A 17,147-nucleotide genomic window follows, 5' to 3' on the forward strand; every position below is an offset into this window, starting at 1 on the left:
CGCTTCGTCCCTAGCGAAAGGAGTTTACAACCCGAAGGCCGTCATCCCCCACGCGGCGTCGCTGCATCAGGCTTGCGCCCATTGTGCAATATTCCCCACTGCTGCCTCCCGTAGGAGTCTGGGCCGTATCTCAGTCCCAATGTGGCCGTACACCCTCTCAGGCCGGCTACCCGTCGACGCCTTGGTAGGCCATTACCCCACCAACAAGCTGATAGGCCGCGAGCTCATCCCACACCGAAAAACTTTCCACCACACCATCCAAAATGTGGTCCTATCCGGTATTAGACCCAGTTTCCCAGGCTTATCCCGAAGTGCAGGGCAGATCACCCACGTGTTACTCACCCGTTCGCCACTCGAGTACCCCTGCAAGCAGAGGCCTTTCCGTTCGACTTGCATGTGTTAAGCACGCCGCCAGCGTTCATCCTGAGCCAGGATCAAACTCTCCACAAAAATGTTTCAGCAGAAACAGGCCGTGAAAAGCCCAAACCCAACCAAAAACAAACCAAACACCAACACCTGCAAAACGCAGGCACCAGTGACTGGCAAAAATCCAAAAATTACAAGGTTCAACAACCGACCCCAACCCGACGGGGTTATAAAGCAGGGCCGATCAAAAAACATACGTGAAACATGTTCAACCACACCCCACGCACACCATGAACCAAAAGATGACGCGATCCATCATTGGAATTCAACCACGCCACCACCGGCACACACCCAAAAAAGGCGTCCACCACACAGTGCACAAAAAGAGGCAGGCAAACACACCCACGCAACAAAAGTACATTGGCACACTATCGAGTTCTCAAACAACACCAGCACACCCACCAACCAGAACCAAACACAGCCCCAGCCGGAAAAGCGGCTTCATCAGAAGCTACACAACCAACCAACCAAAAGTCAAACTCACGTTAAACTCCGGTTAACCAGAACGTAACCCCTATTCAAATTATCTCGTCCCTCCCAACCGGCCGAACCGCTCGGAAGCAACGGATGGAAATATAACCACGAACCCAAACACAACACAAAACGCCCAGGCCAGAGTGCAAAACTGGCCTGGGCGATAGCTCGTCGTAAAGCTGGGTGCTACACGCGCTTCGCTCCCGCGAAGTTCTTCTTGCCGCGCCGCAGCACGAGCCAGCGGCCGTGGAGGAAGTCGTCCTCGGTGGGCGCCCACGCCTCGTCTTCGATGCGGACGTTGTTCACGTACGCGCCACCCTCCTTGATGGAGCGGCGGGCGGCGCCCTTAGAATCCGCCAGCCCGGCGCCGACGAGCAGGTCCACGATGGTGGTTTCGCCGGAGAACTCGAAGACGTCGGTCTCGGAGACGGACGCGGCGAGGGTTGCCTCATCCAGATCCGAAAGCTCCGCGCGACCGAACAACGCCTGGGAGGCGAGCTCGACGGCCTCGCGTGCTTCCACGCCGTGGACCAGATCCGTCATCTCCTGGGCAAGGCGGCGCTGCGCCTCGCGCTTGAACGGACGCTCCGCAACCTCCACCTCGAGGCGGGCGAGTTCCTCCTGGTCCAGGAAGGTGAACCAGCGCAGATAACGGATCACGTCGGCATCAGCGGTGTTCACGAAGTACTGGTACCAGGTGTACGGGCTGGTCATCTCCGGGTCGAGCCACAGCGATCCGCCGCCTGTTGACTTGCCAAACTTCTTGCCCTCGGAGTCGGTCACCAACGGAACGGTCAGCGCATGGGTCTGTGCACCGTCGATGCGGCGGTTCAGATCTACGCCGGCAACGAGGTTGCCCCACTGGTCGCCGCCACCGATTTGCAGGATGCAGTCGTGCTCGCGGCGCAGCTGCACAAAGTCGTTAGCCTGCAGCAGCATGTAGGAGAACTCGGTGTAGGAGATGCCGTCGTTTTCCAGGCGGCGCTTCACCGTCTCGCGTCCAAGCATTGTGGACAGGGAGAAGTGCTTGCCGATGTCGCGCAGGAACTCGATCACACCGAGATCCTTGGTCCAGTCGTTGTTGTTGACCAGCTTCGCGGCGTTATCGCCGTCGAAATGCACGAAGCGCTTGAGCTGGCCCGAGATGCGACCCGCCCAGTCTTTAACGGTGTCCGCGGAGTTCATGGAGCGCTCCCCCACGTCTCGCGGATCGCCGATCATGCCGGTAGCGCCGCCGGCGAGCACGATTGGGGTGTGGCCGGCTTCCTGGAAGCGCCGCAGCATCAACAGCGGCACGAGGTGGCCGGCGTGCAGCGACGGACCCGTCGGGTCGAAGCCGCAGTACAGCGTGATCGGTGTTTCGGTTGCCTCGCGCAAGTTATCCAGGTCGGTGGACTGGTTGATCAGGCCGCGCCAGGTCAGCTCATCAATGATGTTGGTGGAAGTCATGGTCGCTTTCTTCTAGTTCGCTGGGGTGTAGGTCTCTGCTTCGTCGATGAGCAGAACCGGGATGCCATCATCAATGCGATAGGCAATTCCGAGGCGTTCGTTGACCAAGAGCTGCTGTTCTTGGTTGTATTCCAGCGGGCCCTTGTCCTTGGGGCACGCGAGGACGCTGAGAAGCTTCGGATCCAGACTCATGGTTTCGGATCGTACCCGTCGCCGCCGCGGTAGCTGTCGTCGAGTCCGGGCAACTCCCCGAGCTCCTCCCTCAAAAACTGCGCCTGGGAGTCCATCGCCCGCAGGTTGTCGTCCAATATGCCCTGCCGCACCCGTCCTGCCGCGCGCGTGAGCGTGGTAAGCGAGTCCACAACCACCCGCACCGCGGAGGCGTCGCGGTACTGCGGGGCATCGAGATACGTATCGACGACCTCCGGGTAGTACACCTTCACCACATTCCATATCGTTTGGCGGTGCTCCGGGGTTGGTTCCAAATGCTCCCACTCGGAGAGCACAAACCGGACAGTGTCCTCGAGCGCACGCGCCTGCGCCATCACCTGGCGCGGCGGACGGGCACCGCTGAGGCGCTTGGACGTCTCCCGCAGCGATCGGTCTAGCACCACCGGTGTGGGCTCCGCCGGTGCCGCTGGAAGCTCCTTGGACTTGCGCGACGGGGTCAACGCTGCACCTGCGCCGTAGGCCGCCAGAGCCGCTACCGGCCAGTACATGCCGATGCCTATCACCAGGTGCAGCACGATCACCAGGATGGCAAGCACCAGCCCGACCTGGTTCTTCGCCGAGGCGAAGTAGCGGGCGGCTGCGTTTCCGGAAGGATTATTGGAAGCCACGGATCTCCTTAAACGCCGCCGCGAGGTCGCCGCCGAGCGCGTCGAACACTTCGCCGCCGGTCAGCTCCGCTAGTTCACGCATCTCTGCCTCGCTGGCGTCACCGTAGAGAATCACAAACACCGGTACGGACCGCTGCGCCGCCGGCAGCTGCTCGTAGTCCTCTTTGAACTTGGAAAAGCGTGGACCGACGGTGTCCTGGCCGTCGCTGAGCAGGACTATCGACGGGATACCGCCGGCCGGATCCGTCTTGCGCAGCGCTTCCAGCAGCGTCTGGTACATCGCGGTGGAGCCGCTGGCTTGGAGCCCGTCAACGTATGCGGTCAGCTTTGTGGCCGATGCCGGGTCCTCGTGGGAGAACCGCGCCGTGACGGACTCATTCGGCCTGCTGTCGAAGGACTGCAGCGTGACGTTCTCCCGGTCGCGCAGGGACACGTCGCCGGTGAGGGTGGAAGCGGAGCCGTCGATAAGCGAATGCATGATGTCCTTGAGCGAGGCGATGCGCTCGCCTTCCATCGAGCCCGAGGTGTCCAGCACGAAGGTGGTGGTGCCGGGCTGGCGGTAGGAGTTGTCGTAGGCGTAAAGCAGCTCATCCACCACGCCTTCGTTCGCGGGGAACGGCAGCTCGATGACCTGCTGGTCCGCGATCTCCGCGGGCATGTTGTCAACCTGTGCCACCGGCCTGCGGAAGGTATCCGCGATGTCGGGCTGGTGCTCGAGGAGCCAATTCGCAAGCTTTTCGACGCGCTCCCGTGCGTCCGCATTCTTCGGCTGCGAAAGCGCGGACAGCGGGTAATCCGCAGAGATCACACCATCCGCTGGAACAACGACCTCGATGGGCTGGCCCTGCTGACGCATCTGGTGGAGCGTGGCTTCGTAGTTGACGATCGCGTCTGCACGCTCGGGGTCGTTGGCGAACGCCTCCGCTAGCCACCCGGAGGACCCGGAGACCATGGATTGGGCCTGGAACAGCTGTTTGAGGCGCGGGCCGACGCGCTCCAGATCGGCCGGCACGATGGCGTCGCCGGTGTCCGCCAGCGCGGTGGCCACGGCGACCAGGGCGGAAAACCCGGAGTTGGACGCCTGCGGGTTGGTCATGCCGAAGCTGAACTCGCCAGCCTCTGCGGCCTGGGCGAACTCCGCCCACGTGGGCTGCTTAGTGTCCCAGCCGAGGCGCTTGGCGCTGTCCTCCCACACGCCGAACGCGACGGGGCTGGTGGCGATCTTCGTCTCGCCGTCCAGCTTGTCGGTAGCGCCGATGAGGTTGACGTAGCGGTTGGTGGCGAACCAGGTGGCGTCCACTTCCCCGTCGAAGTCGCCGCGCTTGAGCGTCTGCGAGTTGTCGAGGGTACCGCCGGGGAACTGCATATCGATGGAGAAGCCGAGGTCTTGAGCCGCCTGGTCGACCAGCCCTTGGAGGTCTTTCAGTTCTGTCGCGGCGACGACGGTCAGGTCGGCAGGCGTACCGGAGCCGGAGCCCGACCCCGAGCCGGAACCCGACCCTGCGGTGTCGCCGCCGAGCGAGACGCACGAGGCGAGCATGAGCGACATCAGGGCGGCGATGGCCGCGAGTAGGCGTTTCATTGGTCGTCCTCCTTCACCGGCACTGGCGCTCCGGCGTAGCGTTGCCCCACTCCGTCGATGAGCTGCTCGAGCCTGTCGTAGGAGGGCGGGTCGATGGAATTGACGTAATCGGATGGGGCGTCGAAGCCGCGGTCTGCGAGCTCGTCGGCCAAGCTGCCGGAGTTAGCGGGCCGGAAACCGTGGCGCGCGGCGAGCTGCTGCAACTGCGGGTCGTTAGACAGCAGGCGCCCCAGCTCCTTGCCGCCGGCCGATACTCCGACGATGCCATGGTTCGCGAGCACGGTGGGGCTCAAGTGCAGCAGCACCATGTCGTCCCGAATGCGCGAGTTCGGCCGCATTTGCTCGCCCAAGAACTGCGCCTCGTACACCATCACCATGGGCGCAGCACCCATACCCTGGCTCAGGTAGTCCGTGAATGGCCCGGACGAGGACGCTTCGCTATACCCTTGCGCCGTGAAAAACGGCGCGAGCTCGTCGATGAGGAAGCCGACGTCGTCCCTGTGCTCCGGGTCGCGCTCGGCGACCTCCCACGCCAGAAGCGACAGGTACATCGCCGCGGAGTTGGAGGTGCGGATGTCCGTGGAGCGGATCTGCACATTGCGTGGCGACGGGTACGTCTCGCCCAGGTCCCGCCAACGCTTGCCGGAGCGGGCCAGGTCCATGTACTTGTTCACGTCCAGGGTGTAGGCGCCGTTTTCTTCGCTGACCACGCCTTCCGCCACGAGGAGGTCAGCGATCGGTTTCCAGCTCGCCACCGCCATCGGCGTGAAGAACGGGAAGTCCACGGAGTAGCCGCTGCCCTGCTCGCGCACCTTCTGCGTCGCCGGCGCCGAGGACGGGAAGACGAAGTCTTGCTCGGCAATGTCCGTGGTGGTGGCGATCTGGCGCGAGCCGGCAGTGGTAACGCTGACGCGATACCCCAGCTCCTCCAGCCGGGCCACCACGTCGGGGTCTTCGAAGTAGGCCCGCTTTTCCGAGCCGATCACGCCGTGCAGCTGCGTCAGCTTGCCGCCGGACCCGTCAATTGTTTCCCCCTCATCCCCGTCGCCGAAGGGCAACAGCCCCCGACCCAGTGCGACGGCGGCGATGACCACCCCAACTAAAATGACGCCAAGCACCACGGAGACTTTGCGTCCCCGGGGCTTGGCGTCGTGGCTGCTCGGCACATTCATATCTCACATGCTAAATGGCCGGGCCGAGATGCGCGCCACAATCGCACAACTATTGCGAGCGCACCGGTGTCTTCGCCCACTCGCGCGCGGCCTTGTTCGCCTCGCGCACACGCTCGCGCTGCTCCTCCACTCGCGGGCGCGCGGTGCCGCCGCGGGTGTCGCGGGATGCCACCGCACCGTCAACGGTGAGCACCTCCCGGACCTCAGGAAGCAGTCGCTTATCGACGCTTTGCAGTTCCTCATCCGTCAAATCGACCAGATCCACGCCGCGGGATTCCGCGATGCGCACGCAGGCGCCGGACGCCTCATGAGCCTCGCGGAACGGTACGCCCTGGCGCACCATCCACTCGGCCAGATCCGTCGCCAGTGTGAACCCTGCCGGGGCCAGCTCGCGCATACGGTCCTCGTGGAAGGTCAACGTGGACACCAAACCGGTAAACGCCGGCAAGAGAATGGACAGCTGGGTCACCGAGTCCACCAGCGGCTCCTTGTCCTCCTGCAGGTCGCGGTTGTACGCCAGCGGCATTGCTTTCAGCGTCGACAAAAGGCCGGTGAGGTTGCCAATCAAGCGTCCAGCCTTGCCGCGGGCGAGCTCCGGCACGTCCGGGTTCTTCTTCTGCGGCATGATCGACGAGCCCGTGGACCACGCGTCGTGCAGGGTGACGTAGCCGAACTCAGGCGTGGACCAGGCGATGATCTCCTCGGCGAAGCGGGAGACGTCGATGGCGATCTGCGCCAGCACGTACGCCGACTCTGCCGCGAAATCGCGCGAGGCGGTGCCGTCGAGCGAGTTGTCGGTGGCGGAGTCAAAGCCGAGCTCCTCGGCGATCGCCTCCGGGTCCAGGTGCAGCGAGGAACCTGCCAGAGCGCCGGAGCCGTACGGCGAGACCGCGAGGCGCTTGTCCGCGTCCTGGATGCGCTCTAGGTCGCGCAGCAGCGGCTGGGCGTGGGCCAGAAGGGAGTGCGCGAGCAGGATCGGCTGCGCGGCCTGGAAGTGGGTCTTGCCCGGCATGATCGCGTCCGGGTGGGCCTCGGCCTGCTCGACGATTGCGTCGATCAGGTCCGAGACGTCCTGGGCCACACCACGGAGTGCGTCGCGCAGCCACATGCGGAACATCGCCGCAACCTGGTCGTTGCGGGACCGGCCCGCGCGAAGGCGGCCGCCGATCTCGGGTCCGACGCGGTCGATCAGGCCCCGCTCCATCGCGCCGTGCACATCTTCGTCCGTGGGCAGCGGGCCGAACGAGCCGTCGGCGACGTCGCGGCCGAGCTGGTCGAGACCGTCGAGCATGACCGCGAGGTTGTCGTCGCTAAGCAAACCTGCCTTGTTAAGCACCTTCGCGTGTGCCTTGGACGCGAGCACGTCGTAGGGTGCGAGCACCCAGTCGAAGTGGGTGGACACGGACAGGGCGAACATCGCCTCAGAGGGGCCGCCGGAGAATCGGCCGCCCCACAGTGCGCCCTCATTGGTCTTGTGCTGCTGCATCGATTACTTCTCCTGGTCGGCGCCAGCGGCACGATCGCGCTTGTTGGCGATCTGGGAGGACAGACCGTGCAGGCGCACAAAGCCCTTGGCCAGGGTCTGGTCGAAGGAATCGCCGGTGTCGTAGGTGGCCAGGTTGAAGTCGTACAGGGAGTGGTTGGAGCGGCGGCCGTTGACGGTGCAAGTGCCGGCGTGCAGCACCATGCGGATGTCGCCGGTGACGTGCTCCTGGGTGGACTCGATGAACGCGTCCAGGGAGCGCTTCAGCGGGCCGAACCAGAGGCCGTCGTAGACTTCCTCAGACCAGCGGGCGTCGATGAGGCGCTTGTAGCGGGCCAGCTCGCGCTCGACGGTGACGTCTTCAAGCGCCTTGTGCGCAGTGATCAGCGCAACAGCACCCGGGGCTTCGTAGACCTCGCGGGACTTGATGCCCACCAGGCGGTCCTCCACCATGTCAAGGCGGCCGATGCCCTGGGCGCCGGCGCGGCGGTTCATCTCCTCGATGGCCTCGAGGACGGTGACCTTGCGGCCGTCGATAGCCACCGGCTTACCGGCCTCGAAGGAGATGATCACCTCGTCCGGGGCGTTGCCCAGCGCCGGGTCCTCGGTGTAGGCGTAGAGGTCCTTTGTCGGCGGGTTCCACAGGTCCTCCAGGAAGCCGGTCTCGACTGCGCGGCCCCAGACGTTCTGGTCGATGGAGAACGGAGACGCGGCGGACTGCTCAATCGGCAGGTCCTTGCCCTCGGCGTACTCGATGGCCTTGTCGCGGGTCCAGGCGTAGTCGCGGGCCGGGGCGATGATCTCCAAGTCCGGGTCCTGGTTGAGGAAGCCGACCTCGAAGCGGACCTGGTCATTGCCCTTGCCGGTGCAGCCGTGGGCGACGTGGGTGCCGCCGTACTTGTGGCCGGCCTCCACCAAGTGCTTGACAATCAGCGGGCGGGAAATGGCGGAGACCAGCGGGTATTCGCCCTGGTACATGCCGTTGGCCTTGATGGTGGGCAGGCAGTATTCCTCAGCGAACTCGTCCTTGGCGTCCACCACGATGGACTCCACAGCGCCGCAGTCCAGCGCGCGCTGGCGCACGGACTCCATGTCCTCGCCGCCCTGCCCCAGGTCCAGGGAGACGGCGATGACCTCGCCGCCGGTCATCTCGGCGAGGTAAGGGATGGCGACAGAGGTGTCCAGGCCGCCCGAGTACGCGAGCACAACGCGGTTAGTCATAGTAAAAGATCTCCTTCGAAGTCCAGGATGATTCAGGATTATTCAGTATTATACAGCGTACGTAAAATTATGCGATCGGCGCGGCGATGTCTACTCGCCGACGCTTTCTTTCAGCCCGAACAGCTGCTGCGCCAGCTCTTTGCCGGTGAGCGGCTCGCGAGCGACCACGAAAACCGTGTCGTCGCCGGCGATGGAGCCGACCACTTGGTCGAGCCCCACGCGGTCGATGTAGCTGGCCAAATACTGGGCCGCCCCGGGAGGCGTGCGCACCACGGCGATCTGCCCGGAGTAGTCGACGGAGACGACTAACTCCTCAATCATGCGACGCAGCTTTTCGCGCGGGCCGGAGTGCGCCGATTCCAGCGAGTCCGCCTCCGAGCCCACGGTGTAGTAGGCGCGGCCGCCCGCACGGGGGCGCACCTTCTTCGCGCCGAGCTCGTCCAGGTCGCGCGAGAGGGTGGCTTGGGTGATGTCGATGCCCTCGTCCAGCAGCAGCTCAGACAGCTGCACCTGGGAGGACACGCGGGTTGATTCGAGCAGCTCGAGGATTCTCGCCTGCCGCGCGGTGCGGGATACAGGTTGGGTCATACTTGGTGCTCCAAAAGCCAGGCCAGCAGCGCCTTTTGGGCGTGCAGGCGGTTTTCCGCTTCATCGAAGACGCGCGATTGCGGCCCATCGATGACCTCCGCGGCGACTTCGCTCCCGCGGTATGCGGGAAGGCAATGCAAGAATATTGCATCCTCGGCCGCGCGCGACATCAGGGCAGCATCCACCTGGTACGGCAAAAACGGGGTGCGGCGGTCCTTGCCGTCTTCCTCCATGCCCATCGAAACCCACGTGTCCGTGATGACCACGTGCGCGCCCTCCGCAGCCGCGATATCGGAGGTCACTGCCACTGCCGCACCGGTTTCCTCACCGCGGCGCCGTGCGCGCTCAACGAACTTATCGCGCGGCTGGAAACCTTCTGGCGCGATGACGGTGATGTCCACGCCGGCGGTGGCAAAACCGATGAGGTAGGAGTTAGCCATGTTGTTGTCGCCGTCTCCCAGGTAGACGGCCTTCAGCCCCTTCAGCCCCGCCGGGCCCTCGTCCGGGCAGAAGTTTTCCACCACCGTTTGCAGGTCGGCGAGGATCTGGCACGGGTGCAGGTCGTCGGACAGTGCGTTGATGATTGGCACGGTGGCGGTTTCCGCCATTTCCCGCAGGTTGTCGTGGGAGTATGTGCGCCACACAATCGCCTCGACAAACCGCGACAGCACCGCGCCTGTGTCCTGGTAGTTCTCCTTCGTGCCCATCTGCGAGTTGCCGCTTTCGGTGACAATCGCGTGTCCGCCGAGCTGCGCGATGCCGGCGTCGAACGAGTAGCGGGTGCGGGTAGACGTCTTGTCGAACAGCACGGCGACGGACTTCGGCCCCTCCAGCGGCCGGCACGAGAAGGGATCGCGCTTCAGCTCCGCGGCGAGTGCGAGCACCTCGGCTTGCTCGTTGGGTGTCAGGTCGTCGTCTGACAGGAAGTGTCTGACCATCGGTCTAGCTCCTTTCTTTCGCTGCATCGATTGCGCGGGCGAGGCGCTGCATCGCCTCAGCAATCTCATCGTCGCTGATCACTAGCGGTGGTGTCAGTCGAATGACGTTTTCACCTGGCGCATTCAAAATTAGGCCTTCTTCGAGCCCCTGCTTGACGACGAGCTTCGCCACCGCCTCATCCAGCACCACCCCGAGCATCAGCCCGCGCCCGCGGACCTGCATGACACCGGGGATCTGCGAAGCAGCGTCGATAAGCATTTGCCCCTTGCGGCGCACTTCCGCGAGGAAGGCCCCGTCGATCACGCCCAGCGCTGCTTTTGCTGCGGCGCAGGCGACCGGGTTGCCGCCGAAGGTGGTGCCGTGCGAGCCCGGGGTAAAAAGCGTCGCTGCCTTGCCGCGGGCGATGGTCGCTCCGATGGGCAGTCCCCCGCCCAAGCCTTTAGCCATGGTGATCACGTCGGGCAGGACGCCTTCGTGCTGGAACGCGAAGAAGTCGCCGGTGCGGCCGACGCCGGTTTGGACCTCGTCGGTGATGAAGAGGATCCCGTGGGCGTCGCAAATCTCGCGCACCTTCGTGAGAAAGCCCTCCGGTGCGGGGATGACTCCTGTTTCGCCCTGGATGGGCTCCAGAATGATCGCGGCGGTGTTGCCCGGGTCTTGCTGCACCAGTGCTTCCAGCGCCTCGATGTCGCCGTAGGGGAAGAACTCGACGCCCGCCGGCATCGGTTCGAACGGTGCCCGCTTGTCCGGCTGACCGGTCAGCGCAAGCGAGCCCATGGTGCGGCCGTGGAAACCGCGCTCCGCGGCGAGGATGCGGCGGCGGCCGGTCAGGCGTGCCAGCTTGAAGGCGGCCTCGTTGGCCTCGGCGCCGGAGTTGCAGAAAAACACCCGCGCGGTGTCGTCGCCAACCCGGGCGCGTAGCGCTTCGGCGACCTCCACTACCGGCTGGGAGCCGAACAGGTTGGACACGTGCCCCAAGCGCGCCACCTGCGCGCTGACGGCGTCCACTATCGCCGGATGCGCGTGGCCGAGCGCGTTGACGGCAATGCCTGCGAGCATGTCGATGTAGGTGTTGCCGTCCGCGTCAGTGACGGTGGCACCTTCGCCGGAGACAAGCTCCACCGGCGGCGCCGGGTAGGTATCTAGTAGCGCGGAAGTCCAGCGCGAAGAAAACTCGCTCATGCGTCGTCCTTTCTAAAGATCGTGCCGTCCGGGTAGTGCGCTCGGTCGTAATCGTCCGGCAGCACCATGGTGCCCACGCCTCCCATGGTCAGAAGCTCCAGGAGCACGGAGTGCGCCACGCGGCCGTCGATGACATGCGCTGCCTTCACCCCGCCTTGGACCGCGGTGAGGCAGGCCTCCATCTTGGGGATCATGCCGGTGTCTAAGCCGGGCAGCATCTTGGCCAGCTCCCCCGCCTCGATTTTGGACAACAGCGAGTCCTTGTTCGGCCAATCCGTGTAGAGCCCCTCAACATTGGTGAGCACCACGAGGCGCTCGGCACCGATTGCGGCGGCCAGCGCGCCGGCGGCTTCGTCGGCGTTGATGTTGTAGACCTCGCCGTTTTCCCCCGGGGCGATTCCGGATACCACCGGGATACGGCCGGCCTCAATGATGTCCATCACCGCCTCCGGGTTCACATCCGTGATCGTGCCCACCAAGCCAATGTCTTGCGGCTCGCCGTCGACGACCACCTCGCGCTGCTTCGCAGTAAACAACCCGGCGTCCTCGCCCGAGGTGCCTACCGCGTAGGGCCCGTGCGAGTTGATCTTGCCCAAAAGGTCCCGGCCCACCTGGCCGAAGAGCACCATGCGCACCACGTCCAGGATCTCCGGGGTAGTCACGCGGAACCCGCCGATGAACTCTCCGCCGTCCAAGCCCAGGCGGGCGAGCATCTGAGTGATCTGCGGACCGCCTCCGTGCACCACCACGGGTTTCGCGCCCACGGTGCGCAAGAACACCATGTCGGCGGCGAACGCGGCCTTTAAGTCCTCATCGATCATGGCGTTGCCGCCGTATTTGACCACGACAATTTTATCGCGGTAGTGCTGCAGCCACGGCAGCGCCTCCGCCAGCACAGTGGCGCGCTGCTCGTTGGTCAGATTCGGCATCATCTCCCCCACCTCCTAGCTGGTGTAGGCCGAGTTGATCTCAACGTAGGCGTGCGACAGGTCCGTCGTGCGCACCGTCGCACAGCCCTCGCCGCCAGTGCCCAGATCCACCACGACCGCGATGTCCGCGCCACTTAGGTCCACGTCTCGCGCGCCGGGGGCACCGGTGGAGTATTCGCAGACGGTGTGCCCGTTGAAGGTCACCGAGATGTTGTCCGCGTCCATCTCCGCGTCGGCCATACCGACGGCGGCAAGCACACGGCCCCAGTTCGGGTCCGAGCCGAACATGGCGGTCTTGACCAGACTGTCGCGCCCGATGGTGCGGGCGGCATTCAGCGCCTGCTCGTTGTCTGCGGCCCCTTCAACGGTGATGCTCACCCGTTTGGTCACGCCCTCGGCGTCGGACTGCATCATCCCGGCCAGCTGCGCGCATGCTTCGTATACCGCTGCGTCCAGCTCGTCCTGGTCCGGGACTACCCCGCTTGCGCCGCTAGCCATCGCGACGACGGTGTCGTTGGTGGAGGTGGAGCCGTCGATGTCCAGGGTGTTGAAGGTGGTGGAGGTGGCGCGCTCCAACGCGGTCTGCAGCGCCTGGGCATCCACCTTCGCGTCGGTGGTCAGGCACACCAGCATCGTCGCCAGCGACGGCGCCATCATGCCGGCACCTTTACCCATGCCACCGACAGTCCAGCCGTCGCCCTTGACCAACACTTCCTTGGCGATGGTGTCGGTGGTGCGGATGGCATCAGCGGCGTCTGCCCCGTGATCGCCGAGCTGCGTGACTACGCCTGCGATGCCACGTTCCACCTTCTCCATCGGCAACAGATCGCCAATGATGCCGGTGGAGCAGACAGCCACCTGGTGCGGCTCGGCGCCGACACCTTCGGCCGTGAGCCGCTGCATAATTTGCGCGTCATGCAGCCCCTGCTCTCCGGTGCAGGCGTTGGCGTTGCCGGAGTTGAACACCACCGCTTTCAGCTCCCCTGCGGCCACCGCCGCGCGGCTGACCTTCACGGGCGCGGCGAAGACCTTGTTGCGGGTGAATACGGCGGCGGCAGCGAACTCGGGGCCTTCGTTGACAACGACGGCCATGTCCGGGTTGCCGGATGCTTTCAGGCCCGCGCTTGTGGCGGCGGCGGAAAAGCCTTGAGGTGCGGTGACTCCAAGAGCACTCATGATGGAGGGGTCCTTTCAGGGAAAAAGGGAAAGCTGGTTTGGGGGTCTAGCCGGCGGTTACGGAGCCACCGCGGCTCGCGACAGACCCGCCCCCTCGTCGAAGCCAAGCGCAAGGTTCATGCACTGCACCGCCGCTCCCCCGGTGCCCTTGGTCAGGTTGTCAATGGCGCTGGTGACAACAAGTTTGCCGGCTGCCTGGTCCACCTCAACCTGGACGTGGCACATGTTGGAACCCACCACATGCTGTGTTTGCGGCTGCTGGCCGGCAGGCAGCAGGTGCACGAACGGTTCCTCGGCGTAGGCGTTTTCGTAGGCGGCGCGCACCGCCCCCACGTCCGTGCCCTGCGCCAGTGGCGCGGTGACGGTGGTGAGGATGCCGCGCGGCAGCGGCGCGAGCACGGGGGTGAAACTTACCGCGACCTGGCCGCCCGCGACTTCCTCGAGGTTTTGCGCGATTTCTGGAGTGTGCCTGTGTGCGCCTGCGACGCTGTAGGCCTTCAGCGAGCCCATCGTCTCGGCGCCGAGCATGTCCACCTTGGCCTTCTTGCCGGCCCCGGAAACGCCGGTGACGGCCACAACCGTCAGGTCCGGCTCGACCAATCCAGCCTGCACTGCCGGCCATGCGGCGAGCGTGGCACCCGTGGGAAAGCAGCCTGGGACAGCGATGCGCGTTGCCTTTGCGACGTCCTCCCGGTGGCCCGGCAACTCCGGCAGACCGTAGGGCCAGGATCCTGCGTGTTCCGAGCCGTAATAGGCGTGCCACGCCTTAGCGTCGCGCAAGCGGAAGTCAGCCGCGCAGTCGATGACCATCACGTCCTCGCCCAGTGCGGCGCCGATGGCAGCGGAGTGGCCGTGCGGAAGCCCGAGAAAGACCACGTCGTGGCCGGAGAGCACCTCGACGGTCGTCTCTTCGATGACCCGGTCTGCAAGCTCCGGCAGATGCGGCATGAGCTCGCCGACGCTCTGGCCGGCGTTGGACGCACCGGTGAGCGCGCCGACCTTTAGCTTCCCCGCGAGATACGCCGGGTGGCCCAGCAGCAGGCGGAGAATCTCACCGCCCGCATAGCCCGTGGCCCCCGCGACCGCCACTTTGAGAACTTTGCTTTCTGACATGGCCGTCAGTGTAACAGTTATGCAGTCGCGTGGAAGTTATTCACGGAAAATATTCTTAGCCGCGCATTTCTGCGCCGAAGCGCTCCTTGGCCAACTCGGCCGCCTTCAGGCGCGCCTCCGAGGCCTCCTCCTCGGTCAGCGTGCGGTCCGGGGCACGGAACGCCAGGCCGAAAGCGAGCGACTTCTTGCCCTCGCCGAGGTTCTCGGAACGGTAGACGTCGAAAAGCGTGACTGCCTCGACGAGCTCGCCCGCACCCTCTTCGACGGCGCGGCGCACATCCTCGGCCGCCACAGCCTCGTCGACGACCAGGGCGATGTCTTGATTGAGCAGCGGGAACGCCGACAGCCGGGGTGCAGGCAGGCGCTCCGCCAGCGGGATCGCGGTCAGATCGATCTCCATCGCGCACGTGCGCGCCGGCAGGTTCAGCTTCTCAAGGATCTGCGGGTGCAGCTCGCCGGCGTAGCCGACCACCTCGCCGTCAACCTTCAGCGCCGCACAGCGGCCCGGGTGCCACGGCAGGTACTCGGCCGCTTGGACGTCCAGCTCAACGCCGCAGACACGGGCAACGAGCTGGGCTGCCTCGATGGCGTCCGACCACTCGTAGGCGCGGCCGGTGCCCCACGGGCCTTCCAGCTCCGTGTTGCCCAGTGCCACGGTCGCGGCGTGGAGGTGCTGCTTCGGCAGCGATTCGACGAGCTCCGCGACGACCTCGTCCGCTGGACGCTCGGACACGTCCGGCAGCGGCGAGACGTCCGCGCGCTTTTCCGAGGTCTGCGCCACGGAGTAGATCGCCACATCACCGCGACCGCGCGCGACGTTTCGGCCGGCAGCCTCCAGCATCGGCGGCAGCAGCGTGGTGCCCAGGATGCCGTAGTCCGCATCCAACGGGTTCTGCACCTTGACGGTGTTGCGGCGCGGGTCCTCTGCGTCCAGGCCCCAGGTGTCGAAGGTGTCGTTGGCGATAAACGGCGTGGGGATGATCTCCGCGTAGCCGGAGTACGCCAGCGCGTGGGTTACCGCACGGCGGCGGCGCTGCAACGGGCTCAAACCGCGGCCGCCACTGGGCGTGGGCAGGATCGACGGAATGTCGTCCAGGCCCTCCAGGCGCACGACCTCCTCGACCAGCTCCACCGGCACGGTGATATCGGTGCGCCAAGTCGGCGGGGTGACCTGAAGCTCGTCGCCGTCGCCAGCGACCTCGCAGCCGACCTCCTGCAGGCGGCGGACCACGGTCTCGCGCGCGTAATCCACACCGATCAGCTCAGCCGGCCGCGTGGCGCGCATCGCAATCGCATCACGCTTCTCGACGTCACCGACCAGCGTCCTGCCCGCATGAATCGTGCCGCCAGCGATCTCCACCAGCAGCGCGCACGCAATGTCCAGGGCGTTTTCCACCAGCTTCGGGTCCACGCCGCGCTCGAATCGGCGCGAGGCTTCCGAGCTCAGCTTCAGCCGGCGTGCGGTGCGCGCCACGGTCAGCGGATCCCAGGTTGCGGCCTCGAAGTGGACGTTGACCGTCTCGTCCGAGATCTCGGATGTGGTCCCGCCCATAACGCCGGCCAGCGACTGAATGCCGTTGTCGTCGCTGATCACCACGTCTTCAGCGGTCAAGGTGCGCTCGACGTGGTCGAGCGTTTCAAACTTCTCGCCGTCGGAGGCGTTGTGCACACGCAGGCCGCCGGCGATCTTGTCGGCGTCGAAGGCGTGCATCGGCTGGCCGGTAAGCAGCATGACGTAGTTGGTCACGTCCGTTGCGGCGTTGACCGAGCGCACGCCGGCGAGCATGAGCTCGCGCTGCATCCAGAACGGTGCGGTCGCGTTCGGGTCGATGCCTTCGACAGTGCGCACGCCGAAACGCTTGGCCTTGGTGGATTCCTCCACGGTCACCGGGATGGTCTCGCCTGCCGGGGCTGGCACGCCAGCAATGTCGATGCCGGCGATCGCGGGATCCTGCGCCACGTCTGCGAACTCGAGGTCGAAGGCGGAGGCGATCTCGCGGGTTAACCCGCGGGCCGACAGGGCGTAGCCGCGGTCCGGGGTGACGTTGACCTCGAATACGGTGTCGTCCGAGCCCAGAATCTCGCGCGCGTCCTGGCCGGGGGTAGCGGAGCCGTCGTGAAGCGTAATGATGCCCTCGCTCTTCGCGGCGAGCCCAAGCTCAGCCGCAGACGCCATCATGCCGGCGGAGATGTGGTCGTAGGTCTTTCGCGCCGAGATCTCGAATCCGCCCGGCAGCACCGCGCCCGGAAGCGACACGACGACCAGGTCGCCCTGCTTGAAGTTGCGGGCGCCACAAATGATGCCCTGCGGCTCGCCGGTACCGTTGGCCTGGCCCACGTCCACCTGGCAGTAACGGATGGGCTTCTTAAATCCAGTCAGCTCCTCGATCTCGGCGACGCGGCCGATGACCAGCGGGCCGGTGACTTCCGGAAGTGGCTCGTAGCCCTCTGTTTCGAAGCCGACGCGCACGAAGCCCGCGTCGAGCTCCTCGTCGGTGGGGTTGAAGTCCTTGTTACCTGCGTTCTGCAGCAGGCGGACGATCCAGTTTTTGGAAATGAGCATTATCAGTGTCT

Annotated in this window: 14 protein-coding genes and 1 rRNA gene; all 15 read right to left on the reverse strand. The window is 65.1% G+C overall.

All coding sequences use genetic code 11. The features are described from left to right. Window positions 1–450: ribosomal RNA gene (locus NUW87_RS08460) — 16S ribosomal RNA — on the reverse strand; the annotation flags it as partial. A gap of 636 nt (window positions 451–1,086) precedes the next feature. Beyond that, the gene (tyrS, locus tag NUW87_RS08465) at window positions 1,087–2,349 is read right to left on the reverse strand and encodes a tyrosine--tRNA ligase (RefSeq protein WP_239219219.1); all 1,263 of its coding nucleotides are present in this window, start codon (window positions 2,347–2,349) and stop codon (window positions 1,087–1,089) included. A 12-nt stretch (window positions 2,350–2,361) separates the two neighbouring features. Next, complete coding sequence (locus NUW87_RS08470) at window positions 2,362–2,541, reverse strand: Trm112 family protein (RefSeq protein WP_239219217.1); 180 nt, start codon at window positions 2,539–2,541, stop codon at window positions 2,362–2,364. Further along, window positions 2,538–3,188, reverse strand: coding sequence for a hypothetical protein (locus NUW87_RS08475; RefSeq protein ID WP_269028052.1), 651 nt, complete (start codon window positions 3,186–3,188; stop codon window positions 2,538–2,540). Before NUW87_RS08475 ends, NUW87_RS08470 begins: the two co-directional genes overlap by 4 nt. Next, window positions 3,175–4,770: an extracellular solute-binding protein gene (locus tag NUW87_RS08480; RefSeq protein ID WP_269028053.1), complete on the reverse strand. Its 1,596-nt coding sequence runs from the start codon at window positions 4,768–4,770 to the stop codon at window positions 3,175–3,177. Before NUW87_RS08480 ends, NUW87_RS08475 begins: the two co-directional genes overlap by 14 nt. Continuing rightward, window positions 4,767–5,942: a hypothetical protein gene (locus NUW87_RS08485; RefSeq protein ID WP_269028054.1), complete on the reverse strand. Its 1,176-nt coding sequence runs from the start codon at window positions 5,940–5,942 to the stop codon at window positions 4,767–4,769. The genes NUW87_RS08480 and NUW87_RS08485 overlap by 4 nt, the downstream gene beginning before the upstream one ends. Window positions 5,943–5,991: 49 nt before the next feature. Next, window positions 5,992–7,428 (reverse strand): argininosuccinate lyase, encoded by a 1,437-nt coding sequence (argH, locus tag NUW87_RS08490; RefSeq protein ID WP_269028055.1) that lies wholly within the window; start codon window positions 7,426–7,428, stop codon window positions 5,992–5,994. 3 nt (window positions 7,429–7,431) lie between these two features. Next, on the reverse strand, window positions 7,432–8,646 hold the full coding sequence (locus tag NUW87_RS08495; protein ID WP_239219207.1) for an argininosuccinate synthase: 1,215 nt from the start codon (window positions 8,644–8,646) through the stop codon (window positions 7,432–7,434). A gap of 90 nt (window positions 8,647–8,736) precedes the next feature. Continuing rightward, window positions 8,737–9,234 (reverse strand): arginine repressor, encoded by a 498-nt coding sequence (locus NUW87_RS08500; RefSeq protein WP_269028056.1) that lies wholly within the window; start codon window positions 9,232–9,234, stop codon window positions 8,737–8,739. Continuing rightward, entirely contained in the window at window positions 9,231–10,199 is a 969-nt protein-coding gene (gene argF, locus NUW87_RS08505) for an ornithine carbamoyltransferase (protein WP_377734830.1), read from the reverse strand. Before argF ends, NUW87_RS08500 begins: the two co-directional genes overlap by 4 nt. Beyond that, a complete protein-coding gene (locus tag NUW87_RS08510; RefSeq protein ID WP_269028058.1) occupies window positions 10,177–11,355 on the reverse strand; it encodes an acetylornithine transaminase in 1,179 nt (392 codons plus the stop codon). The genes argF and NUW87_RS08510 overlap by 23 nt, the downstream gene beginning before the upstream one ends. Continuing rightward, window positions 11,352–12,287, reverse strand: coding sequence for an acetylglutamate kinase (argB, locus tag NUW87_RS08515; RefSeq protein ID WP_272508790.1), 936 nt, complete (start codon window positions 12,285–12,287; stop codon window positions 11,352–11,354). Before argB ends, NUW87_RS08510 begins: the two co-directional genes overlap by 4 nt. 12 nt (window positions 12,288–12,299) lie before the next feature. Further along, window positions 12,300–13,460, reverse strand: a complete 1,161-nt coding sequence (gene argJ / locus NUW87_RS08520) for a bifunctional glutamate N-acetyltransferase/amino-acid acetyltransferase ArgJ (protein ID WP_269028060.1) — start codon at window positions 13,458–13,460, stop codon at window positions 12,300–12,302. Between the two features lie 57 nt (window positions 13,461–13,517). Beyond that, window positions 13,518–14,573, reverse strand: coding sequence for an N-acetyl-gamma-glutamyl-phosphate reductase (argC, locus tag NUW87_RS08525; protein ID WP_269028061.1), 1,056 nt, complete (start codon window positions 14,571–14,573; stop codon window positions 13,518–13,520). A 55-nt stretch (window positions 14,574–14,628) separates the two neighbouring features. Beyond that, window positions 14,629–17,136 (reverse strand): phenylalanine--tRNA ligase subunit beta, encoded by a 2,508-nt coding sequence (gene pheT / locus NUW87_RS08530; RefSeq protein WP_269028062.1) that lies wholly within the window; start codon window positions 17,134–17,136, stop codon window positions 14,629–14,631. Window positions 17,137–17,147 lie beyond the last annotated feature (11 nt).

This window comes from Corynebacterium pilbarense, assembly GCF_026930265.1.
GTDB lineage: Bacteria > Actinomycetota > Actinomycetes > Mycobacteriales > Mycobacteriaceae > Corynebacterium > Corynebacterium pilbarense.

Coding starts and splice junctions, on each gene's coding strand:
- argH (WP_269028055.1), bottom strand. CDS start 7,428: ATGCAGCAGCACAAGACCAATGAGGGCGCACTGTGGGGCGGCCGATTC.
- argF (WP_377734830.1), bottom strand. CDS start 10,199: ATGCAGCGAAAGAAAGGAGCTAGACCGATGGTCAGACACTTCCTGTCA.
- argB (WP_272508790.1), bottom strand. CDS start 12,287: ATGATGCCGAATCTGACCAACGAGCAGCGCGCCACTGTGCTGGCGGAG.
- NUW87_RS08480 (WP_269028053.1), bottom strand. CDS start 4,770: ATGAAACGCCTACTCGCGGCCATCGCCGCCCTGATGTCGCTCATGCTC.
- tyrS (WP_239219219.1), bottom strand. CDS start 2,349: ATGACTTCCACCAACATCATTGATGAGCTGACCTGGCGCGGCCTGATC.
- NUW87_RS08500 (WP_269028056.1), bottom strand. CDS start 9,234: ATGACCCAACCTGTATCCCGCACCGCGCGGCAGGCGAGAATCCTCGAG.
- NUW87_RS08495 (WP_239219207.1), bottom strand. CDS start 8,646: ATGACTAACCGCGTTGTGCTCGCGTACTCGGGCGGCCTGGACACCTCT.
- argC (WP_269028061.1), bottom strand. CDS start 14,573: ATGTCAGAAAGCAAAGTTCTCAAAGTGGCGGTCGCGGGGGCCACGGGC.
- NUW87_RS08470 (WP_239219217.1), bottom strand. CDS start 2,541: ATGAGTCTGGATCCGAAGCTTCTCAGCGTCCTCGCGTGCCCCAAGGAC.
- argJ (WP_269028060.1), bottom strand. CDS start 13,460: ATGAGTGCTCTTGGAGTCACCGCACCTCAAGGCTTTTCCGCCGCCGCC.
- pheT (WP_269028062.1), bottom strand. CDS start 17,136: ATGCTCATTTCCAAAAACTGGATCGTCCGCCTGCTGCAGAACGCAGGT.
- NUW87_RS08510 (WP_269028058.1), bottom strand. CDS start 11,355: ATGAGCGAGTTTTCTTCGCGCTGGACTTCCGCGCTACTAGATACCTAC.
- NUW87_RS08485 (WP_269028054.1), bottom strand. CDS start 5,942: ATGAATGTGCCGAGCAGCCACGACGCCAAGCCCCGGGGACGCAAAGTC.